At 49.0% G+C, this 21,463-nt stretch carries 22 protein-coding genes; 3 read left to right on the forward strand and 19 right to left on the reverse strand.

From position 1 onward, the window contains the following. Positions 1–77: 77 nt before the first annotated feature. The 6 genes from AC55FS_RS17185 to AC55FS_RS17210 are packed head-to-tail and all read right to left on the reverse strand — an operon-like array spanning position 78 to position 6,030. Complete coding sequence (locus tag AC55FS_RS17185) at positions 78–776, reverse strand: hypothetical protein (RefSeq protein ID WP_496933507.1); 699 nt, start codon at positions 774–776, stop codon at positions 78–80. After that, positions 773–1,507, reverse strand: a complete 735-nt coding sequence (locus AC55FS_RS17190) for a hypothetical protein (RefSeq protein WP_496933508.1) — start codon at positions 1,505–1,507, stop codon at positions 773–775. The genes AC55FS_RS17185 and AC55FS_RS17190 overlap by 4 nt, the downstream gene beginning before the upstream one ends. Then, the gene (locus tag AC55FS_RS17195; protein WP_496933510.1) at positions 1,504–4,074 is read right to left on the reverse strand and encodes a Tad domain-containing protein; all 2,571 of its coding nucleotides are present in this window, start codon (positions 4,072–4,074) and stop codon (positions 1,504–1,506) included. The genes AC55FS_RS17190 and AC55FS_RS17195 overlap by 4 nt, the downstream gene beginning before the upstream one ends. A 32-nt stretch (positions 4,075–4,106) precedes the next feature. Then, positions 4,107–4,391 carry a pilus assembly protein gene (locus AC55FS_RS17200; RefSeq protein WP_496933511.1) on the reverse strand — a complete coding sequence of 95 codons (285 nt, stop codon included), beginning with the start codon at positions 4,389–4,391 and terminating at the stop codon, positions 4,107–4,109. Positions 4,392–4,432: 41 nt separating this feature from the next. After that, positions 4,433–5,131, reverse strand: coding sequence for a hypothetical protein (locus AC55FS_RS17205; protein WP_496933513.1), 699 nt, complete (start codon positions 5,129–5,131; stop codon positions 4,433–4,435). After that, positions 5,122–6,030, reverse strand: coding sequence for an OmpA family protein (locus AC55FS_RS17210; RefSeq protein ID WP_496933514.1), 909 nt, complete (start codon positions 6,028–6,030; stop codon positions 5,122–5,124). Before AC55FS_RS17210 ends, AC55FS_RS17205 begins: the two co-directional genes overlap by 10 nt. Before the next feature lie 677 nt (positions 6,031–6,707). On the opposite strand from AC55FS_RS17210, the gene AC55FS_RS17215 reads away from it, so the two are divergent. Next, positions 6,708–8,003 (forward strand): NAD(P)/FAD-dependent oxidoreductase, encoded by a 1,296-nt coding sequence (locus AC55FS_RS17215; protein ID WP_496933516.1) that lies wholly within the window; start codon positions 6,708–6,710, stop codon positions 8,001–8,003. On the opposite strand, the gene AC55FS_RS17220 is transcribed toward AC55FS_RS17215, so the two are convergent. The 4 genes from AC55FS_RS17220 to AC55FS_RS17235 form a co-directional block, all read right to left on the reverse strand. Continuing rightward, positions 8,000–8,767: a helix-turn-helix transcriptional regulator gene (locus AC55FS_RS17220; RefSeq protein WP_496933518.1), complete on the reverse strand. Its 768-nt coding sequence runs from the start codon at positions 8,765–8,767 to the stop codon at positions 8,000–8,002. The two genes, AC55FS_RS17215 and AC55FS_RS17220, sit on opposite strands and share 4 nt — an antisense overlap. Positions 8,768–9,179: 412 nt before the next feature. Continuing rightward, on the reverse strand, positions 9,180–9,659 hold the full coding sequence (locus tag AC55FS_RS17225) for a regulatory protein RecX (RefSeq protein ID WP_496933520.1): 480 nt from the start codon (positions 9,657–9,659) through the stop codon (positions 9,180–9,182). Next, complete coding sequence (gene recA, locus AC55FS_RS17230) at positions 9,640–10,680, reverse strand: recombinase RecA (RefSeq protein WP_496933522.1); 1,041 nt, start codon at positions 10,678–10,680, stop codon at positions 9,640–9,642. The genes AC55FS_RS17225 and recA overlap by 20 nt, the downstream gene beginning before the upstream one ends. Before the next feature lie 124 nt (positions 10,681–10,804). After that, the gene (locus tag AC55FS_RS17235) at positions 10,805–11,287 is read right to left on the reverse strand and encodes a CinA family protein (protein WP_496933524.1); all 483 of its coding nucleotides are present in this window, start codon (positions 11,285–11,287) and stop codon (positions 10,805–10,807) included. A gap of 117 nt (positions 11,288–11,404) precedes the next feature. On the opposite strand from AC55FS_RS17235, the gene mutS reads away from it, so the two are divergent. Both mutS and fdxA read left to right on the forward strand, forming a co-directional pair. Next, on the forward strand, positions 11,405–13,966 hold the full coding sequence (mutS, locus tag AC55FS_RS17240) for a DNA mismatch repair protein MutS (RefSeq protein WP_496933526.1): 2,562 nt from the start codon (positions 11,405–11,407) through the stop codon (positions 13,964–13,966). A 174-nt stretch (positions 13,967–14,140) separates the two neighbouring features. Beyond that, positions 14,141–14,470 carry a ferredoxin FdxA gene (fdxA, locus tag AC55FS_RS17245; RefSeq protein WP_496933528.1) on the forward strand — a complete coding sequence of 110 codons (330 nt, stop codon included), beginning with the start codon at positions 14,141–14,143 and terminating at the stop codon, positions 14,468–14,470. Between the two features lie 39 nt (positions 14,471–14,509). Here fdxA and rpoS read toward each other — a convergent pair whose 3' ends face one another. The 9 genes from rpoS to AC55FS_RS17290 form a co-directional block, all read right to left on the reverse strand. After that, complete coding sequence (gene rpoS, locus AC55FS_RS17250) at positions 14,510–15,478, reverse strand: RNA polymerase sigma factor RpoS (protein ID WP_496933529.1); 969 nt, start codon at positions 15,476–15,478, stop codon at positions 14,510–14,512. Between the two features lie 78 nt (positions 15,479–15,556). Further along, on the reverse strand, positions 15,557–16,321 hold the full coding sequence (locus AC55FS_RS17255; protein ID WP_496933531.1) for a peptidoglycan DD-metalloendopeptidase family protein: 765 nt from the start codon (positions 16,319–16,321) through the stop codon (positions 15,557–15,559). Positions 16,322–16,498: 177 nt separating this feature from the next. Then, on the reverse strand, positions 16,499–17,458 hold the full coding sequence (locus AC55FS_RS17260; RefSeq protein ID WP_496933532.1) for a DUF368 domain-containing protein: 960 nt from the start codon (positions 17,456–17,458) through the stop codon (positions 16,499–16,501). An 89-nt stretch (positions 17,459–17,547) separates the two neighbouring features. Continuing rightward, on the reverse strand, positions 17,548–18,177 hold the full coding sequence (locus AC55FS_RS17265; RefSeq protein WP_496935987.1) for a protein-L-isoaspartate(D-aspartate) O-methyltransferase: 630 nt from the start codon (positions 18,175–18,177) through the stop codon (positions 17,548–17,550). 34 nt (positions 18,178–18,211) lie between these two features. Beyond that, complete coding sequence (surE, locus tag AC55FS_RS17270) at positions 18,212–18,955, reverse strand: 5'/3'-nucleotidase SurE (RefSeq protein ID WP_496933534.1); 744 nt, start codon at positions 18,953–18,955, stop codon at positions 18,212–18,214. Further along, complete coding sequence (gene truD, locus AC55FS_RS17275; RefSeq protein WP_496933536.1) at positions 18,952–19,962, reverse strand: tRNA pseudouridine(13) synthase TruD; 1,011 nt, start codon at positions 19,960–19,962, stop codon at positions 18,952–18,954. The genes surE and truD overlap by 4 nt, the downstream gene beginning before the upstream one ends. Beyond that, on the reverse strand, positions 19,955–20,428 hold the full coding sequence (gene ispF / locus AC55FS_RS17280) for a 2-C-methyl-D-erythritol 2,4-cyclodiphosphate synthase (protein ID WP_496933537.1): 474 nt from the start codon (positions 20,426–20,428) through the stop codon (positions 19,955–19,957). The genes truD and ispF overlap by 8 nt, the downstream gene beginning before the upstream one ends. Further along, complete coding sequence (gene ispD / locus AC55FS_RS17285) at positions 20,419–21,123, reverse strand: 2-C-methyl-D-erythritol 4-phosphate cytidylyltransferase (protein WP_496933538.1); 705 nt, start codon at positions 21,121–21,123, stop codon at positions 20,419–20,421. Before ispD ends, ispF begins: the two co-directional genes overlap by 10 nt. Continuing rightward, the gene (locus AC55FS_RS17290) at positions 21,123–21,428 is read right to left on the reverse strand and encodes an FtsB family cell division protein (RefSeq protein WP_496933539.1); all 306 of its coding nucleotides are present in this window, start codon (positions 21,426–21,428) and stop codon (positions 21,123–21,125) included. The genes ispD and AC55FS_RS17290 overlap by 1 nt, the downstream gene beginning before the upstream one ends. Positions 21,429–21,463 lie beyond the last annotated feature (35 nt).

Genomic DNA, 21,463 nt, shown 5'->3' on the forward strand with positions numbered 1-21,463 from the left:
TACCGGGCAATACAGGCGCGAACAAAGCCAGCGTAACAATCAAGGTTACAACAACATATTCTGTCAATGTATTTCCCTTAATTATCTTCATATACCCCCCATGACTGATTCATAACGACCATGGTCTCACCATTCGCTGGAGCAATGGCTACCTCTAAACGTCCTTGAGTTCCTGACAAAACAATCACCTGAGCCCCTTGACGTATTTCTTCATGCAGTACTTGCCAGCCATTCCTATTCAGCTCTCGAATATAGAAATCTCTATTAGACTGCACATTACTTCTATTCGTTAATATGATGGTATCAGCGCGCAGAGGTCCATCTACTGATTGAGATCTCGACTGTACCTGACTTCCCTTCGGAGCCAGTGCATTAAGATCTGGTACACGGGTTTTATCAAGGTCGGCTATTGATACGTATCCTTCAACCCCGTATGGCCTTTTATCCCGCACCTGAACAACAATGTTTTTGCCATTAACTATCTTGCTTATTATTTTCCAGTCAGCCACCTCATTCACTACAAATGGAGGAATGTCATCGACCATATCTCCAGCCCATTTGGACTTATAGTATTCAATAATTTCTTTAGGCTGCCCCATGTATCCGATGCTATAGATACTCACAGGCATCCCATTCTGAATCATTGACTCCGCAACAACTGAAAGACTTAAGTCATAGGGCAGAGGGTAGAGTATCGATTCCTCCTCATATGCGTAGATAGCCGATGACATACACAACATCATTATAAATATGGAAATATTTACTCGATTATTCACTGTGGTTTCCTATCCGTTGGTATAACTTCACCTTCCACATTTCCAAAGACCCCATCCATTTCGCTAAGCTCTTTGAATATGGGAACTCTACCTACCGTATTTGCTACCAAGTCTGCAGCTGGTGCAAAAACGACAGCCGGTACAAATGTCGCAGCTCTAGCTTCTGCTTGCCTCGAGTCCTTCACTACCCAACCATCAACCATGATGGCATTACCATAGAATTCACCACACCCTACTTGAGTCTGCTCTTCAGTGATGGCTACTTGATTGAGATATACACCACGCCCCTTAGTAACCCAGTCGATATTCGCACTACTATTAAATAGACTGAAAGCATCGTCAGCAAACTCACCGAATTTCTTTAGACCTTTTGCTACCTTGTCCGTTACTTTAGCACTACTTAAAGACGGAATATCCTGTTCTCCTGCACACACCAGCTTAGCGCTATATTTTTCACCGGCATTAGAAGTCGAATTGAGCCCACTATAAATAAGTCCATTATCATCAGAAAGAAACCTACGATTCATGGTTTTCCCTAGGCCAGATGATAGATCGTAGTTATTCGATACAGTTCTCTCCCAGGCTGCATACCTTGCTAGCTGGTCATGGCTGTTCGTTTCGGCTTGTTGGCTTCCAATTTTTGAAATTCCCGCAAACAAAGGAATCATTACCATAGATAACACAATCATTTCCGTCATGGCAGAGCCACGGAGCATAACAACCCTATTCATATTGATTCCAACCCCTTGTTAAGCGCATCAATAATTTTATCCAACTCCTTCTGATGCTCATCAATCTGATTCAATAAGTTTTGTTTTTCAGCTTCAACCCCATCGAGCATCTTCTGCTTGTTTTCATTCAATTCAGCAAGCTTGCTTTCATATTTTTCCATTAGCTCTTGCGGGGCAGTTGTTATATTATCTTCAATTTCTGCTATTGCTTCTTCCATTTCCGCTTTTAGCTCATTGAATTCAAACTCTGAATATTCTGATTTATTATCAATTAGACTATCTAGATCTTGTTTTGCGTCTTCCAAGTTCGCTTCTAGTGTTTCTTTAAGCTCTGCTGGGCCTTGCAGCATCTTTTCATTAATATCTTCGATCTGCTGATCAACTGAATCCACTGCCTTTTGAACTTCTTGCTCAATCTCACCCAGGCGATTCTTTAGATTGGCCATCTCCGCCTCGATTTGCCCGCGCATCGAAATCAGCTCATCCCGCGTAGTCTCTAAGTATCCTTTTGCCTGGTTTCCTACTGTTTTAAGACCATCTCGGTACTCAGACGGCACATAAGACATTGCAGTATTTTTGAGTATATTGACGGCCGCATCTTTTATCTCTTCTTTAAATTCTTCAACAAGTCGATCCTTCTGCTCATTAAGTATATTTTTACCTATACTTTTCAGCTGATTTGCAAGCGCTTTATCTAAGTTTGCAACCGAATCGTAATATTCTTTTGCTGTATTTATTCGATCTAAGTATGCATCTACTTCGCTTGCGTCAACGCCGGCATCAACTAACCCTTGCTGTATTAGTGCATCTCTAATAGCAACTAAATTTCCTTCTGCCGACTGTAATTGGTTGTATTTATTACGCAATTCAGATAAACGAACGGTAGATTGGTTGCGCTTATCTTTCAGCTCATTGAGCTCCTGTTGCTTCGCTGCAATATCTGCTTGGGAAACACCATGTGAACTTGCATTTTCAAGATACTTCTCAGCAGCTTTTATCTGGTCATCCAATATGGATATTTCATCTTCAACCATATTAATTTGGGCAAGATATTGTGCTAACTGTTCGGAGTATATCGTTCGATAGAGATCCCAATTCTGGAGCCTATCTAGCTCATCTTTAGAGCGTTCATACTGGCGCTTAGTAGCTTCTTTTATGGCTGATGCGTCGAAATTTGCTAGCGATGTATCCTTTGCCACCCATGCGGCAAAATTTGCTATTTCAGAAGTGTTCTTCAAGCGTACTTGCCAGTAGGGATTAAATAAATTGGCATATTCTTTTTTAATTGACTTGGCAGTACTGCTGGTTTTGGGATGCTGAAAGAACACCTCTGCGGTACTTAACGATGACAAGTTGTGAGCCGCGGCCTTATTTTTTACTGCTAACTCGTTACCATTGATTCCGTTCCTGCCAACTTGGCTACCATTTTTTTCATCAGACCCATAACCATCCATATTATTGGTGGTTCTTATCTTCTCGGATTTTTTGCTGACTTCAACTCTAAGCAGTAGCCTCGGATCTTTGTTATTAGCGGATAAGTCTTTTAGCTCATAAAATGCTCTAGGACCACTATAACCATCAATTACATCGTCCATGAACTTATTCGCCATTCTCTCGCCGCTGCGGTTATCTGGCATATAGCAACGTCCACCACCATCTCTAGAGCAATCATAATCCTGCCCTGCAGCAGCCTTTCCCCAGCCTATTGGTATTTCATGGTGTTTCCATCCACATCCCCTCCATGAGCAGCGGAAAAACTTGTTATGCAGCGAGAAAGTATCTTTAGCCGTCCAATTCCACTTATCATCTTGAACATCATACTCTAGCTTGGTGCGACCTTCCCTATCCAGCTTATGTTTTGAAACTGGGGATGTGTAGATATAGCCTAGCTTCCAGTCTCTTTTTTTAAGAAAATTATCTCGTGAATCATCAATCACTTGGCGTTTTCTGTACAAACTGTCTAACTTCTTATCCTTGTGCAGAAGCCCCCGCCATTGGTAGATATTCTGGGCCATCGATGCAACCGCAAAATTACTCACCACTTCGAACTGTGCGTCGTCTTTTTTCACAATGCTTGCAGCGATATCAGGCGTTGCATAAAAAGCCGAGTAGTACATTACGTCTTGCACGAAAGTTAATACGCTTATGAATCCGTCTATTACGCTTACAGCACCACCGGCGAGCTTACCCAGCGTATTGTCAACGGTTTGCATCGCACTTTCGGCTGCTTGGGTAAATGGTCTAAATGGAGGTATCCAGCCGATGGTATTATTTACGTTGTAGGCTGTCTGATGACCGTAGTCTGTCCATGATTTTAGTGTTACAAACTGAGCGATAGAGACCTGATTAGCCACCATCGCTCTGTTTGTATATGCCTGGAAGTTCAATGCACGTGATTGCCAGACCAAACCACTATAGGCTGCACTATCGGCAGCATTAGCCAAGCGGGTTTTATCACTAGTTAAGACGCGACTGTCGTACATAACATACGACAACAACATCCCGGCCAGTATTAAAACAATGCCCAGGGGCAGTGCTTGACCACGATATGCTTTGATCTGCTTCACACCATCGCTCCTTCCTAGGGTTTACGCCAGACTTATTCGCCTTTTGCCGTACCAGATTGACCATTGTTCTGATAGTTATTCAGGCCATTATGTTGACCAGCCTGAGTAACAGCCGAGCCAGCCTGAGTTGCAGCCGTGCCTTGAGCAGCTGCACCGCTACCACCAGCCAGCTCACTTGCCATACCTGCTGTTTGATTTTTCACTACGTCACCAAAGAAGCCAAATACACCAATTGCTGCAATGGCGATAACACCAACAATAATGATGTACTCAGTCATACCCTGACCGCGGCTACGATTTAACATCTTCATTTTCATGAGGATTTCCTCTCTATTACTTTTGGGGTGGTTAAGAATCGTCACATATAAGGTTTTAATGGTGCCGATCCGGTAAACACTTCTTCCAAGCTCACCAAATTATAATGCTCTGGCGGCTCGAAGAACTCTGGTTCATATTGGCGTGTTTTTATTCTTTTTAAATAGGTGGTGCCACCACCCAAGAAATCTTCTCTTACAACGACCTGAAGATCCTCAGAATACAGTTCATAGCTGATAGCGCCGTTATACTGACAGCGCCATTTCTGAACATTACGCCCAGTTAATTCTTCATCGCCAATATAAAGTCGGCCGACGACGTCTGATCCAGAGCATGGGCTAGACGACAAAACACCGCCAATAGTGCCATCAAAACCTTGCTGATCATCTATCAACTCGGCATATGCTTTAGAATCGGGTCTTACTAGAAGGTGGATATTTAAGTCAAAATTGCTAGTATAATAACCAGCACTACTGGGGAATAACTGTTCATCTGTCAGACGAACTCCCCACGGAGAATAGTCAATTCTCATGACTCTAAAAACACTCTGATCTTCAGCCACCATTTCTGCGGAAAATGAGGTTTTTGGCGGAACAATATCGCCCGCCGAAGCTTGATATGCGGTTAATGGAGCCATAAGACAAAGTAGCCTTATGCCCAATGTCGTTATTCTCTGACTGAACCGATTTGCTGTCGAAGTTTTTATAAAGCTTGACAATAACTGTCCGGATTTCAGTTCCATACTACATCTCCGGAAGCAGTAAGTAGCTCTATCCGACGTTGTCGCGATGATTGTCCATTTAAGTCAGCCATTGGCTGGCTCTCACCTTTAGGTAACAGAGTCAACTTAACATCATGTAATGAGAAATCCCGACGTAAAATAGAACCAAGGTATTGAGCTCTCTTTTCTGTTAGTTGTTGATTCAACTGATGACTACCAGATGTATCAGAATGCACAGCGAGAACGTAACTCTTCTCTGGGTGTCTCTTTATTTTCTGCACAAGGCAATACAAGGTAGATTCAGTCGAAAAGTTAGGCTCAACTGCTAATAATGAATAGCTCAACCCAATGGCACCTTCACCACATAGCGGCTTATAAGCGACAGAATCTACGGAAGCATATTGTGGCGCGACTAATTCTCTCTGGATAAGGAAGAAGTGACCATTGCTGGTGTATGACAGAAAGGTGATGAATGTTTCGATTTGATTTTCAACCTTCCTCCAAGTTGATAGCTGGTAGTCCCTCATGTAATCGATGTCGTCGCTGTGCTGCAACATCCGAGAGCCCTGGCCACCTATTAAGAGTCGCCCGGCATTAACTCCGCACCGTTCGGGGTTGCAGTTTATTAGTTCTTTGCCTGTATTCTCGAGCCCATAGTGCTCTAGAGCCAGGGATAATTGTTCAGATGTACTGGTATTAGACCTTGATAGCCAGCTGTATTTTTTGACCACTTCGATGGCAGGAAACTTATATGAAACTTGATACTCTAATGGCTTGGTTGAATCAAAGTCTGCATACAGTCTTGCATCCTCGAGATGCTGTTCAACCATATCAACCAGGATAGCTTCAGCATTACACTGGGATGCCACAGACAATGTAAGCGTGACTAAAAAATAACGAATAAACGCGCTGGCACTCAAATCTACGTCCCTGTTTTCAGGTTGAATCTATACAAAAACTGACCACTCAGACGGTACCTGATTACTATCCTGCTCGCCACCCATTGAAATCATGCCAATTAATTAAATTGGCGCAAAAAAAACAAACACCATACGAAACTACGGGAAGTAGGCTAAGGTTTTGTTAACTGTGTCACAAATTAATATTTAATGACAAAAAGATCATTTTGTGACACTACAATCATATGGCGCTATAGTTCTAATGCTTTTCAATTAAGCATGTGCAATGACCTCCCCGGTTCAGCACCGATTCATGAACTATTCCTTTGTCCAGTTACCAAATACTTTCAAATCACAACCTCTTTGTGTGCGTCACTCTCCTGTTTGGTTGATTTTCGGTATTGAACATCGATTAAGCACTCCGCTTGGCCATAACTGTACTTCCAGGACGTGATGTTATGCCCCCGTTCTTCACACAAGCTCTGCGCTTAGTTAAGCCCATCACCTCCCTCGGTCTAACACCAGTCACATTGGTTATCTATCACACAGCCGTATTTCATAGCACTTTGGAACAAGCTATCTCCCGGTCGCTTCTTTCGTCTCATAGGGCCTATAATGCGAGCTGATAAGGTGTTTCAGGCCAGCTTGATTTGCTAAACAAGTGGCTGCCCTGAAATTCCTTTTTAAGAGTACTAATCATGCACCGTATTATTATTGTTGGAGGTGGCGCCGGGGGACTGGAGCTGGCAACACAACTGGGACGCAGTCTAGGCAAGAAGGGCAAGGCCGATATCGAGCTCATCGACACTAATCCTACTCATCTGTGGAAGCCACTGCTGCACGAAGTCGCTACTGGTGCGCTGGACTCAGGCATTGATGAGCTGAACTATCGAGCCCACGGAAAGCGTCATGGTTTTCAGTTTCAACTGGGGCGAATGAGCGGTCTCAATAGAGACAGTAAGCAAATTGTTCTCGCCCCCATGCTGGATGACGACGGCCATGAGGTGTTGTCTGAACGCTGCGTGAGCTATGACACCCTGGTGCTGGCTATCGGTAGCATTACCAATGATTTTGGCACGCCGGGGGCGAAAGAACATTGTGTATTTCTCGACAGCCGCCAGCAAGCTGAGCGCTTTCATCGCACCTTGCTAAATGAGTTTCTGCGCATCAATGCTGCAATAGAAAACGATGGCCAACAGCGTGACTTAGAAATTGCCATTGTTGGCGCCGGAGCGACCGGCGTGGAGCTGTCTGCCGAGCTTTACAACACAGCAGAAGTACTCGCCAGCTACGGACTCAAACATGCCACCCCCGATCACCTTAAAGTAACGCTGATCGAAGCAGGTGAGCGTATTCTGCCCGCTTTGCCACCGCGTATATCTAATTCAGCCAAGCGTGAGCTGGAAAAGCTAGGAGTACGAGTACAAACCAATACCTTAATCACCGCAGCAGATGAGCAAGGCTTTGCCACCAAAGCGGGTGAACGCATACCGGCACGCTTAAAAGTATGGGCAGCAGGCGTTCGTGCGCCTTCATTTATGGCTGGGCTGGGCCTTGAAACCAACCGGGCCAATCAATTGATCGTGAATGCTAATCTACAAACAGACGATGAGAATATCTTTGCATTAGGTGATTGCGCCTGTTTAATCCAAGCGGATGGCAGCGCCGTCCCACCTCGCGCTCAGGCAGCCCATCAACAAGCCTCACACTTGATTAAGGTGTTAAAAGCTCGCCAGCAAGGTAAACCGCTGCCGTCATTTGTGTATCGGGATAAAGGCTCGCTGGTATCCCTGAGTCGCTACAGCACCGTCGGCAGCTTAATGGGCAATTTGACTCAGGGCTCCATGATGATCGAAGGACGCATTGCCAGGTTGGTGTATGTGTCCTTATATCGACTGCATCAGATTGCACTGCATGGGTATTGGCATACGTTACTGCTGTCATTGGTCGGACATATTAACAAGGTCATACGTCCACGCCTGAAACTGCACTAATCGTCATCGGTTTGGCAGGCCAGCGCTTCTTTGCTGGCCTGCTGTTGCTGTCGGTAGCGTCCTGGTGTCATCCCGGTCCAACGCCGAAATGCTTTAAAAAACGCGCTGGGCTCGGTATAGCCAATACGAAATGCCAGCTCATGCAGTGAAAGTTGGTGCTCGGTAATTAAGCGCAGCGCTAAGCGTCGGCGACAGTCATCTACCAACGACTGATAACTGGTCCCCAAGGCCTGCAGCCGACGCTGCAAATTCCGTACAGTAAAACCAAATTGCTGCGCTAAATGCTCCTGGTTTAATGGCCTGATCTGCAGGTTATCAGCGACTGCGGCAGATAAATCCAGATAGAGCTCAACATGCTGGCGCAACTTTGCCGTTTCACGTTGCCAGCTTCGCACAGCGGCCTGATACTGTAACTCTTTACCACTCGATGGTCGCACTCTGAGTAGCTCTTTACTCCAATTCATTTGCCATCGCTCACTCGGTCGCAATACGATGGCCAAATTGCCCAAGGCTTTATGCCAGGATACGGGGCAATATACTTCGATTGGCGAGTTTGCTGTTATCGCGTGGTGATAACACTCAATAAGCCAGACAACAAAAAAAGCCGCTATCTCATCAGCAAGCGATGCCTCGAGCATGAGCTGAGCACCATCGTCACACTGTTGCCAACAAAAATCCGTCTCCAACGGTAGCCATATTGGCAAAGCGAGCCCTTGTTCTAGACCTAATTGCGCCTGCTCAGCTAACTGCAGGCAACGTTGCATGGGCAACGGACACTTCGCCAGGTAACTTGCGCCTTTAACTAAGGCCTCTGCGCCGTGATTTTGTCCAATAGACACAATGAGATCATTTAATTCTCCGCGATAAACCCAGCGCGATGGTGAGGGATCACTGTTGATGTCCTTAAAAGAAAAATCGGTGTTAATTTGCAGACAATACTTCCGCAAATGCTTGAGGAGCTGTGCATCCACATACTGCGATGGTTCCATAGCAATCCCAGAGTCTTCCTAATACTTCTGTTAGCCACTACAAGCCAAAGACATATATCGTCATATCTAAGGCCTGACTTCAGTTGACCAAGGATCATCTATAGCGCAACTCAGAGAGTCAATGGATTGAGACGACAGTCTCTTTCAATGGGAGGATTTGTCATAAATGACAGCTATGACAGTTATTTCAGCCCAAGGATTCCGCCTGGACTTGTTCAAGGGCATACTGAATTTGATCGCCCCAAAAGCCTCGATAACCGAGGAATCGATACAGTTTTTCTCGCCAGCGAGGATCTTTATACAGCGACTGGTATTTTTTCTGCGCAGCGGCCAGCGCCAGCTCATACCAGTCAATATCCAAGGCAGATAAGCAATGTTCAATCACGGAGTCAGACAGGCCTTTTTGGCGCATATCCTGGCGAATACGCAACGGGCCATGGCCACGCTGACAGCGACTGCGGGCAAAAACCTGCGCAAAGCGCTCGTCAGACTGCCAGCCTTTATCAGCCAAATCATCCAGAACCTGGTGCAGCAGTATAGGTTCTGGACAACGGCTTAGGAGCTTGCGCTCCAATTCACAGCGGGAATAATCGCGCCGCGAGAGCAAGTCTACAGCGGCGCTATAAACGCTAGCCTGATCAGCCAGCTCAGGCTTCGGCTTCAGCATCTTCCGACTGAGTGCTTTCTGCTGTGGTGGTAGGAACTTTCAACAACTGGGCACGAATGGAGTTTTCGATCTCTTGTGCCATCTCTGGATGCTCTTCCAAGAAGGCCGCAGCGTTGGCTTTACCTTGACCGATTTTATCGCCCTTGTAGCTATACCAAGCGCCAGATTTATCGACAAAACCGCATTTAACACCCAGGTCGATCACTTCGCCCATATGATAAATGCCGCGCCCGTACATAATTTGGAACTCAGCCTGAGTAAACGGCGGTGACACTTTATTTTTCACCACCTTAACCCGGGTTTCATTGCCAATGACTTCATCGCCCTGTTTTACCGAGCCTGTTCTACGAATATCCAAACGCACGGAAGAATAAAACTTCAGTGCATTACCGCCCGTTGTGGTTTCAGGGCTGCCAAACATCACACCAATTTTCATGCGAATCTGGTTAATAAAGATCACCAGGCAGTTAGCGTTTTTGACATTGCCGGTAATTTTACGCAGGGCTTGTGACATCAAACGGGCTTGCAAACCGACATGACTGTCACCCATTTCACCTTCGATTTCGGCCTTTGGCGTAAGCGCAGCCACCGAGTCAACCACGATGACATCAACAGCATTTGAGCGCACCAGACTGTCACAGATCTCCAGTGCCTGCTCACCGGTATCAGGCTGAGACACCAGCAAGCTATCGAGATCAATGCCCAGTTTTTCAGCGTACAGCGGGTCGAGGGCATGCTCGGCATCGATAATGGCAACGGTTTTACCCATTTTCTGTGCTTGTGCCATCACCGACAAACACATGGTGGTTTTACCTGAGCTTTCCGGGCCGTAAATTTCAACAATTCGACCAACTGGCAAGCCGCCTATACCCAAGGCAATATCCAATCCCAGCGAGCCGGTAGAAATCGCTGGAATTGCTTCCCGCGGCTGCTCACCCATTTTCATGATCGCGCCTTTGCCGAACTGACGCTCTATTTGGCCAAGCGCCGCATCAAGCGCCTTTTGCTTGTTTGCATCCATGATGGAGTCCTTTGACTGAGATAGATAAGCCCATGGGCATCACTGTAAATTTAACCAGTATTTAAGCACAGCGTTTGCTGGTCGCCAAGAGGCCAACCCAAAATACTGTATAAAAAGACAGTTACTAAGATGACAGCCAGCGACAAAGACCTTGAATGGCCTCGGTGACCGCCTGCTCACGCACCTCTGCGCGGTCGCCACGGAACTGCCGACACTCGGTTATCTGAGCGTATTCAGAGCCCCAGGCAAACCAAACCGTACCCACTGGCTTGTCCGGGCTGCCACCGCTTGGACCGGCTATGCCACTAATAGCCACCGCGATATCGCCCAAACTGTTGTTGACGGCACCACGCACCATGGCCCTGACCGTCTCTTCGCTAACCGCACCAAATTGCTCCAGTGTGCTAACGGGCACATCCAGATAACGCACCTTGGCTTCATTGGAATAAGTGACAAAACCACACTCAAACCAGCTTGAGCTGCCAGGTACATCAGTGAGCGCCGTCGCAACACCACCACCGGTGCAGGATTCTGCCGTCACCATACGTAATTCCCGGCTTTTTAGCATTTCCGCCAAGGCCAGAATGCTGTCGGTGCGAGTCGTCATTTTGTATCCTCCAGCGATCCCACTTACAATCCGCCGTTTGCGACGATAGCACCGCCTGATCACTGGCAGTCGTCGCCCGTTGTTTGCGCCAGATTACCACGAAAGGATCCGCGTGCGATGCCAAAAGCTCAGCATACTCCCATGATGCAGCAATACCTGCGTATCAAGGCCGATTTTCCCGATACTTTATTGTTCTATCGCATGGGCGATTTTTACGAACTCTTCTATGACGATGCCAAGCGATCGGCGCAGTTGCTCGACATTACTCTCACTGCGCGTGGGCAAAGCAATGGCGAACCGATTCCCATGGCCGGCATACCTTACCACTCGGCCGATAACTATATCGCACGACTGGTTAAGGCCGGGGTGTCCGTCGCCATTGCTGAACAGATTGGTGATCCCGCCGCCAGCAAGGGCCCTGTTGAGCGCAAAGTGGTTCGTGTCGTCACGCCCGGTACCCTGACAGACGAAGCTTTCCTGGATGAGCGTAGCGACAATTTACTGGTCGCTGTGTGCAGTGCTCAGCAACATCATGGCCTGGCGGTGTTAGAGCTCAGCTCTGGGCGCTTTAGTGTGGTAGAAGTGAGCGGAGAAGCAGCGCTGCTGGCCGAAATCGAGCGATTGCGCCCGGCTGAGTTACTGTACCCAGAAGACCAGAGTTACCCTGACGCCATTAGCGAACGACCAGGCAGTCGCAGCCTGGCGCCTTGGCATTTTGATAGCGACACGGCACTAAGATTGTTAACCGAGCAGCTAAAGACCCGTGATTTGCGTGGCTTTGGTTGTCAGGCTATGACCCAAGCCATCTGCGCTGCAGGGGCTTTGTTGCACTATGCCCGCGAAACTCAGCGTAATCAGCTGCCCCATATTCGCTCGCTGATGGTAGAGCAGCCAGATGATGCCATTGTCATCGACCCGGCATCGCGCCGAAATCTAGAAATCGATATCAACCAGCAGGGTGATGGCCAGCATACCTTGGCCTGGGTGATGGATAAAACCGCTACGGCGATGGGCAGTCGATTGTTACGCCGCTGGCTTAACCGACCGCTACGCCAGCAGCAAACCCTGTTACAACGCCAGGGGCTGATTGCTCAGCTTATTAGCCAGTACGTCTGGCAGCCGGTGCACGATCTGTTGCGTCAAGTTGGAGACATCGAACGTATTTTATCGCGTGTTGCGCTGGGCTCAGCACGGCCACGGGATTTGGCACGGCTGCGTGATGCACTGACACAATTGCCCGCCATTCGCACGGAACTGAATGCACTGGATAGCGGACTGGCAGCACAACTGCATCAGCGCGTGCAAGAGTTCCCCCATTGGGTAGAAACACTGACGGCGGCCATTATCGACAACCCACCGGTAGTGATTCGTGATGGTGGTGTCATTGCACCCGGCTTTGATGCTGAACTGGATGAGTTACGCAGTCTCAGCGAGAATGCTGGCGATTATCTGGTCAAGCTGGAGCAATCCGAGCGCGAACGCACTGGCTTGAGCACGCTAAAAGTCGGCTATAACCGCGTACATGGTTACTACATCGAAATCAGTAAATCCCAAGCAGAGCAAGCGCCCACAGAATACATTCGCCGGCAAACGCTAAAAAATGCCGAGCGCTTTATCACTCCGGAGCTGAAAACCTTCGAAGATAAAGCCTTAAGCGCCAAAAGCCGTTCGTTAAGTCGCGAAAAAGCGTTATACGAAACCTTGATTGGCCAGCTGGCCGAAGACTTGGTTGAACTACAAACCAGTGCGGCCGCTTTGGCCGAATTGGATGTACTCAGCAATTTGGCAGAGCGCGCCGAAACCCTGCGTTTTCAAGCACCAAAGCTGGTAACCGATAAAGTGATCGACATTCAAGGCGGTCGCCATCCGGTGGTGGAGGCTCTGCTCACCGATCCGTTTGTTGCCAACGACACTCAACTCAACGATCAAGCCTGCATCCAAATTATCACCGGCCCCAACATGGGCGGTAAGTCGACTTATATGCGCCAAGTGGCTCTGATCACTCTGCTGGCTCATATCGGCAGCTTCGTGCCAGCGGATCAATGTCGTATCGGCCCCGTTGATCGTATTTTCACCCGTATGGGTTCAGCGGATGATGTTGCCGGCGGGCGCTCAACCTTTATGGTCGAAATGACGGAAACCGCCAACATTTTGCATAACGCCACCGAACACAGTCTGGTATTAATGGACGAAGTGGGCCGCGGTACCAGCACCTTTGATGGCCTGTCGCTGGCCTGGGCCAGTGCCGCGTATCTAGCGGAGAAGGTGAAAGCCTACACCCTGTTTGCTACCCACTATTTTGAAATGACGGCCTTGCCCGATCATTATGACAACACCATCAACTTGCACTTAAAGGCCACTGAGCACGACGACCGCATTATTTTTCTGCATGCGGTTGAAGCGGGCCCAGCATCGCAAAGCTATGGCCTGCAAGTCGCGCAGCTGGCCGGTGTACCAGTGGATGTTATTGCCCAAGCCCGCAATAAACTAAAACTGCTGGAGCAAAGCGACACCAGCGCGTCACCGCTGCCCGCAGCAGCAAACAACTCACCGCTGCAAAGCGATCTGTTTGCTCACTTACCATCAGCAGCGGAAGAAGCGTTACAGCGGTGTGATCCCGATGAACTCACTCCCAGACAGGCGTTAGAGACCCTGTATAAGTTAAAGTCTTTGTTATAAAAAATGAAAGCTTAGGTACTTGGGGTAATAAATCTATAACCCAAGTGTCTAGCACATGACTTGCCGAACGGTGGGCAGCTACCTAGAATTGCGCCAAACTGACCGATTGGGTTAAGTACAATAATGCGACGTCAGCACCGGGCGTCCTGAACCGCTGATTAGGAGACTAAACGCATGGCGTTTGTGGTTACCGATAACTGTGTTAAATGCAAATATACTGATTGTGTTGAAGTCTGCCCGGTAGATTGTTTCTACGAAGGCCCAAACTTTCTGGTAATTCACCCAGACGAGTGCATTGACTGCGCTCTGTGTGAGCCAGAGTGCCCTGCTGAAGCCATTTATTCCGAAGATGAAGTGCCTGCGGGTCAGGAACAGTACATCGAGCTAAACGCTGAATTAGCGGAAGAATGGGCCGATAACAACATTACCGAACAGAAAGACCCACTGCCAGATGCGGCGGAATGGGACGGAGTGCCAGACAAACTGCAGCATTTGCAACGCTAAAAAAAAGGCCGCTAAGCGGCCTTTTTTATTGCTGCTTCGCTACAGCTCACTAAATAAGGTCGAGGCGTTCAAGCCTTGCTTTTCCATGATTTCACGCAGTCTGCGCAAGGCTTCTACCTGAATCTGGCGCACTCGTTCGCGTGTCAGGCCTATTTCACGACCCACCTCTTCCAAGGTACTGGTTTCGTAGCCACGCAATCCAAAGCGACGAGACAGCACTTCGCACTGTTTTTCAGGCAACTCGGAGATCCAGCGATCCAAGTTGCAGTGAATGTCCTGCTGCTGCAGTTCATCACCTGGGTCAGATACGCCGTCATCAGCGATGGTATCAAGAATGGATTTGTCAGAACTTGGTCCCAGAGGGGTGTCCACCGAGGTCACACGCTCATTCAGTTTGAGCATACGTTTGACGTCATCGACGGGCTTATCGAGCAGTTCTGCAATTTCTTCTGCGCTGGGTTCATGGTCCAGCTTTTGCGCCAGCTCGCGCGCTGCACGCAAGTATACATTGAGTTCTTTGACCACATGTATCGGCAAGCGAATGGTGCGGGTTTGGTTCATTATGGCGCGTTCGATGGTCTGGCGAATCCACCAAGTGGCGTAAGTGGAAAAGCGAAATCCGCGCTCAGGATCAAACTTTTCAACCGCGCGAATCAGACCCAGGTTGCCCTCTTCGATCAGGTCCAGTAGAGATAGGCCACGATTGACATAACGTCGGGAGATTTTTACCACCAGCCGCAGATTACTTTCAATCATACGCCGGCGTCCCATTTCATCACCTTTGCGTGCCAAACGTGCATAGTGCACTTCTTCTTCGGCCGACAATAACGGTGAGAAACCGATTTCATTCAAATACAACTGGGTGGCATCCAATGCTTTATGGGAGGTGTCGGCGGCAAAGCGCTCGTCGTCCCCACTGCTATCCGTGTCGGAGTTATCGACCAGTATCAGAGACTCCACATCCTCGAATACTTCTTCTTCACGCAGTTCTCTTTGTTGTAATGCCATGATCATCCCGCCTTATATGCTTGCCCCCAACCTTCCCCATCAGGTCTACGGGGGGAGCCTTAATATGTGTCGATCGCTCTACCGGGGCGGTAGAAACTTGAGCGGATCAACTGGCTTGCCATTCTTTCGGACTTCAAAGTGCAGCTTCACACTATCGGTACCGGTAGAACCTATCTCGGCAATCTTCTGGCCAGCTTTAACAGTTTGCTGTTCTTTGACCAGAATGCGGCTGGCATGGGCATAGGCACTTAAGTAGGTGTCGTCGTGTTTAATGATCACCAAATTTCCGTAACCTCGCAGCCCTCGACCCGCGTACACCACGGTGCCCGCCGCTGCTGCAAGAACAGAGTCCCCCAACGGCGCGGTGATATCAATCCCCTTGTTGATGGGCTTTTGAGTCGAAAAGCGTCGAATTAAACGACCGTTCAACGGCCATTGCCATTCAATTTGGCCACTTTTGACGACAATTTTTGTCGGGTTATGACCGATTTGAGTAGGACTGGGCTTTTTGACAGGTTTGGTCTCGGAGCTAGATGACGGTTTTCCGACATCAGGCTTTTTTATGGACGGCGTGGATAAGGATTTGGCATGAAGGTCAATTTTTTGACCGGGGAATATAGTATAGGGCGGATTTATAGAGTTAGCATTCGCTAACTCACGGAAATCGATACCATGGCGCCAGGCGATGGAGTACAAAGTGTCACCGGCCTCGACCACATGGAAACCCGACGCTTTTTGTCGATCACTGAACTTTTCTTCAACTGAGACAAATTCTCGGCTGGCTGTACACCCAGTCGTCAAAGTTATTATTGTGACTAATACGACAGTGACCGATTTCTTCATCGTTCCACGCTGATGGTTGTTTTTTGACACTCTAATGTGACAAGTTTTTGTAGGACAGTCCGGCAACGAACCACAATTCATCAATCAAATAAAAAAATAGATTTTAATTCTAACAAATTCTAAAAATGCCTCTTGTTTTGCGTTGCAGTGGCGTAACGTGCGCAAAGTTACAATTTGTTACTCGTTGATCCCGGTCAATTTCTTATCTTTATTGGTATTTTCATCAGCAGCTGCTAGAGCTGAAAGACCAGCAATTTTCTCAATCACCAGCACACTAACAACGCCCAACAGCATCAATCCCAAACATACCAGCAGCATATGGGTATCATTTACTGGTGGCCATTGGTTACTTTGAAGCAAGGGCACCACCTCGCCCTGACTATTGATACGGGTACTGATGGTGGTTTTCCACGGCCATACCTTCACTAAAGACCCGAGCATAAAGCCCGTTAACAGAGCAAACATGCGCTCTTTATGATGATGCAGCAGCCAGCTCAATAAGCGTGAAAACACCAGCAAACCACAGCCAGCCCCCACCGCAAATATGCCCAGCACAGATAGCTGCAGATCCTTGATGGCCGCTAACACCGTTGGATACAGGCCCATTAATAACAAGATGAAGCTACCGGAAATACCTGGCAGGATCATGGCGCAGATGGCAATTGAGCCTGCAACGAATAACATCAGCGGAGTCGGCGCAACGGCGGTCGGCGTCATCAAGCTGATACCTGCCGCAACCATGGCCCCAGTTAGCAGCAATACGCCAGTATCCATATGCCAGCGACGAATATCACGGGCAATATGCCAGCTGGAAATCACAATCAAACCAAAGAAGAACGACCATAAATACTCTGGGTAACTGATCAGCCAGTGATGTAACAGCTGCGCCAGGCTCAACAAGGCGGTCAGAATTCCTGCGCCTAGGGTTAGCAAAAAGTTGCCATTAATAGACTGCCATGCAGCTTTAAAACCTTGCTGTCGCCAGGTTTGCAACGCCGTCAAGTTAATGCTTTTAATGGAGTCCAGTAGTTCTGTGTAGATACCGGTAATAAAGGCAATGGTGCCGCCAGAGACCCCAGGAACAACGTCCGCAGCGCCCATGGCCAGGCCTTTAAGAAACAACCAAATATGCGACATCAGACTATCCGCTTTTATTTTAAGTGCGCGGAAGTGTGCCCTATCACAGCGGCATTGCAAGGCAGAAATGGTCAATGTTGCAGCGCTGGTTAGCGCAGCACGCCAGGTAAAAAGGGGACAAAATTCACCGCATCTAACGCCTGATGGTGAAAATCATTGCCATGGCGGCTAATTAACATCAGCGTTTGCTGCTCACCGCCAATAGGAATCACCAAACGCCCACCATCGGCTAGCTGTTCCAGTAACGCGGGGGGCACTACCTCTGGCGCAGCGGCGGCCAAAATGCCATCAAATGGGCCGGCTTCAGGCCATCCCCAGCCGCCATCTGACAACTTCATGCTGACGTTATTCAGCTTCAGCTGGCGAATGCGCTGTTGGGCTTTCTTTTGCAGCGGTGCGATGCGCTCAACGCTGTACAGCTTGCCAACCAGAGGGCTGAGAATAGCGGTCTGATAACCAGAGCCGGTACCGATTTCCAACACTTTTTGACACGGTTGCTGCAGCAACACTTCGGTCATACGAGCGACGGTGTAAGGCTGGCTAATGGTCTGGCCATGGCCAATGGGTAACGCGGTATCTTCATAGGCACGATGTCCCAGCGCTTCATCAACAAACATATGCCTGGGAGTGTTAGCCATCACACTAAGCAGCTGCTCATTGCTAATGCCGGCTTCACGCAACCGCTGAATCAATCGGTTGCGGGTTCTCTGGGACGTCATGCCAATGCCCGTCAACAGTTGTTCGTTCACGCTGTTAATCTCGCCCTACGATCGCTTTAACCGAGTCCAAAGCACTGTGCAAGGTCATGTCCATTTGAATGGGGGTAATCGATACCCGACCTTGCTCAATGGCGTAAAAATCCGTGCCTGGGCCAGCGTCAGCGACTGCCCCCGCTGCGGAAATCCAATAACATTCTTTCCCCCGGGGGTTCACCGTTTGCACCGGATTATCAGAGCGCTGGCGATGACCCAAGCGTGTAACTTCAACACCGCTCAGTTGCTCATAGGGTAAATCGGGCACGTTAATATTCAGCACACTGTTAGGCCCCAACTGCACATCGCTCAAGCGCGGTAGCCATTCCACCAGTACTCGTGCGGCCGTTGCAAAGTGCTGCTTGCCGGTCAACGACACAGCAATGGGGGTCAGCGGCAAAAACCGCCCTTCCATCGCCGCGGCCACAGTGCCTGAATAGAGTACGTCGTCGCCCAAGTTTGCGCCGGCATTAATGCCGGACACTACCCGTTGGCACTGATCTAAATAAAAGGCATTCACCGCCAGATGAACACAATCGGTGGGGGTGCCATTAACGCTAATGGCACCGTTGTCGAGATGAATCGGATGCAATGGTCGATCAAGCGTTAGGGAATTACTGGCACCGCTGCGATCGCGATCTGGCGCAACAATATGCGTGTCGTAGCCCGCTTGTTGCAGTGCACTATTCAATGCTTTCAAACCCGGTGCATGCACACCGTCATCATTCGACAAGAGTAACGTCATGGCTGATCCGTTGCTGTAGAGTGGCGGTCAAAGCTGGGAGCGGCACTTGCAAGCTGTCCCAGTTCCCTGAGTATTGAAGTGGCATAATACCCAGGTGCCAGCAAAAAGCTGAGTGTTAATTCATCCGCCTGTGGCTGCTGCCATTGCAGTTGCATTGGTTGTGCGACCACCGCCCTGCGCTCTTGTTTCAAGCCGGCATGCTCCAAACCATCACAGGCCTCGGCGTAACCTTCGGCCACCAGGGTTTCTAACGCTAATGCATCATCAGTTGTGGTTAAGCGGCCACGGCCCCATAACGGTGCGGTTGCCAGACCTTGCTCATCCAGTACATCACCAGTCAAGGATGCCGGCCAGCCATGCTCATCGATACGACGTGCCAGCACCTGATTAAACAGTAACGAGCGCACTGCCGATAAATATAAACTGCGCTTGGTGCGATTTTTGACCTTAAACTCACCACGCAACATAGCCAATCCCGAGCTGACATTGTGACCGTCATGGCCAAAACGCTGCTCGCCAAAATAGTTAGGAACACCCTGCTGACGAATTTGCTCTAGTACAGGTTCCAGCTGCTCCAGCTCACCATTAAGACCGCGCAAGTGCAGCTCAAATTGATTGCCAGCCAGATCACCGCGACGCAATTTACGCACATGACGTTGCTGGCTCAGCACCTGCATTTCTTCATCGTTTAAGTCGGAGAAATCTGGTTCTTCAACACGCGGCAAATAAATACTGAACCATTGACGGGTAATGGCATGGCGATCTTTAAGGCCGGCATAACCGACATCCATTTCACGAACACCGGCTCGCTGTGCCAGTCGTTTGGCGACCCAAGCGGTATTGGCGCCATTTTTTTCCACTTCCAGCCAGACATGTTCGCCCTCACCCATAGGCGCTTCTAGCGCCAATTCTGTCACACGAAAATCAGCATTGTGACTGCGAAATAAACCCTGCACGTCGGGTGTTTGGTAGGCCCGAGGCCAGTCCGGTAATAAAAAATCAGTCATGTTGTATCAATACCACGGCATGCACAGCAATGCCCTCTTGTCGGCCAACGTACCCCAGTTTTTCTGTGGTGGTGGCTTTGACGTTAATGTCGCTCAGTGCAACGTTTAAATCGGCAGCAATCGCTGCTCGCATCGAGTCGATAAAGGGTGCCATTTTCGGCGCTTGGGCAACAATCGTGATATCGGCGTTGGCCAGCTGATAGCCCCGCTGGTTCACCAGTGTCATAACATGGCGCAGTAGCGCGCGCGAGTCGGCACCGCGCCATTTGGGGTCGGTATCGGGAAAATGCTGGCCAATATCCCCGAGTGCAGCCGCTCCTAACAAGGCATCGGCGAGCGCATGCAGCACCACATCGCCATCAGAATGGGCTTTAAGGCCCTGATGGTGAGGGATTTTTACCCCTCCCAACATCACATGATCACCGGCCTCAAAGGCGTGAACATCAAAACCGTGTCCTATTCGCATGACAATGTCCGCTGTTGTAAAAACCACTCGGCAAGGGCTAAGTCTGCCGGTCGGGTCACTTTTATATTATCGCTGCGCCCTTCGACCAGGCGCGGCTTTAAGCCCATATGTTCCATTGCCGAACACTCATCGGTCACCAACCGCTGCTGCTCTAGGCATTGCTGCAACGCCCGTTGCAAAGCATGAAATGGAAATAATTGCGGAGTGAGGGCATGCCATAGATGCTGGCGTTCAACCGTGTGATCAACGCATTGTTCATCATTGCAACGCTTCATGGTATCGCGCACAGGCGTCGCCAATAAGGCACCCTGAGGGTGCTTTTGTGCCGCTGCCAGCAAGGCATCAATATCGCTGTGGCGCACACAAGGACGGGCCACATCGTGTACTAAAGCCCAGTCGTCATCCGCGGCCTGATCGCTCACAGATTGCAAAGCATTCAGTACCGAATGACAGCGTTCTTGACCACCACTGACACACACTATGTCAGCATGCTGGTAATAATCGCTGTGCTGCCAATAAGGATCCTGCTCAGACAATGCCAGCACCAGCTGATCAATCTGTGGGTGAGATAATAAAGCATCTAAGGTGTGATCAATCAGCAGCCTGCCCGCCAGCGTTAAATACTGTTTCGGACGATCGGCTTGCATGCGGCTGCCCACCCCCGCGGCTGGAACAATCGGCCAAATACGTGCCATCAGCGCTGCTCCGGTTCGGCAAACAAAACAAAGGTCTCGCCTTCACGCACCAGATTCAGATCTTCCCGTGCATATTCCTCCAGCAAATCACTGCCGGTTTTTAAATCCCGTACCATGGCCAGCAATTCGTCGTTTTGCTGTTGCTGCATGATATTTTGCTGGCGCAGCTGCTCAATATTCTGCTGCAGCGCCTGACTGGCAAAAATACCACTGTCGTCCCACCACAAACGGTATTGCAGAATGCTGAGCAACAGGCTGCCAGATATTAACGCCAGCCATAACCAGCGGCGTAACGACAAAGACATGCCCTTCCCCCAATAACACAAAAAAGCGGGCCGCA

This window comes from Bacterioplanes sp. CLAM21, from assembly GCF_059641015.1.

Coding starts and splice junctions, on each gene's coding strand:
- AC55FS_RS17235 (WP_496933524.1), bottom strand. CDS start 11,287: ATGACGACTCGCACCGACAGCATTCTGGCCTTGGCGGAAATGCTAAAA.
- surE (WP_496933534.1), bottom strand. CDS start 18,955: ATGACGTTACTCTTGTCGAATGATGACGGTGTGCATGCACCGGGTTTG.
- recA (WP_496933522.1), bottom strand. CDS start 10,680: ATGGATGCAAACAAGCAAAAGGCGCTTGATGCGGCGCTTGGCCAAATA.
- mutS (WP_496933526.1), top strand. CDS start 11,405: ATGCCAAAAGCTCAGCATACTCCCATGATGCAGCAATACCTGCGTATC.
- AC55FS_RS17215 (WP_496933516.1), top strand. CDS start 6,708: ATGCACCGTATTATTATTGTTGGAGGTGGCGCCGGGGGACTGGAGCTG.
- rpoS (WP_496933529.1), bottom strand. CDS start 15,478: ATGGCATTACAACAAAGAGAACTGCGTGAAGAAGAAGTATTCGAGGAT.
- AC55FS_RS17200 (WP_496933511.1), bottom strand. CDS start 4,391: ATGAAAATGAAGATGTTAAATCGTAGCCGCGGTCAGGGTATGACTGAG.
- AC55FS_RS17190 (WP_496933508.1), bottom strand. CDS start 1,507: ATGAATAGGGTTGTTATGCTCCGTGGCTCTGCCATGACGGAAATGATT.
- fdxA (WP_496933528.1), top strand. CDS start 14,141: ATGGCGTTTGTGGTTACCGATAACTGTGTTAAATGCAAATATACTGAT.
- ispD (WP_496933538.1), bottom strand. CDS start 21,123: ATGGCACGTATTTGGCCGATTGTTCCAGCCGCGGGGGTGGGCAGCCGC.
- AC55FS_RS17260 (WP_496933532.1), bottom strand. CDS start 17,458: ATGTCGCATATTTGGTTGTTTCTTAAAGGCCTGGCCATGGGCGCTGCG.
- AC55FS_RS17255 (WP_496933531.1), bottom strand. CDS start 16,321: ATGAAGAAATCGGTCACTGTCGTATTAGTCACAATAATAACTTTGACG.
- AC55FS_RS17220 (WP_496933518.1), bottom strand. CDS start 8,767: ATGCAACGTTGCCTGCAGTTAGCTGAGCAGGCGCAATTAGGTCTAGAA.
- ispF (WP_496933537.1), bottom strand. CDS start 20,428: ATGCGAATAGGACACGGTTTTGATGTTCACGCCTTTGAGGCCGGTGAT.
- AC55FS_RS17290 (WP_496933539.1), bottom strand. CDS start 21,428: ATGTCTTTGTCGTTACGCCGCTGGTTATGGCTGGCGTTAATATCTGGC.
- AC55FS_RS17225 (WP_496933520.1), bottom strand. CDS start 9,659: ATGCTGAAGCCGAAGCCTGAGCTGGCTGATCAGGCTAGCGTTTATAGC.
- AC55FS_RS17205 (WP_496933513.1), bottom strand. CDS start 5,131: ATGGAACTGAAATCCGGACAGTTATTGTCAAGCTTTATAAAAACTTCG.
- truD (WP_496933536.1), bottom strand. CDS start 19,962: ATGACTGATTTTTTATTACCGGACTGGCCTCGGGCCTACCAAACACCC.
- AC55FS_RS17265 (WP_496935987.1), bottom strand. CDS start 18,177: ATGACGTCCCAGAGAACCCGCAACCGATTGATTCAGCGGTTGCGTGAA.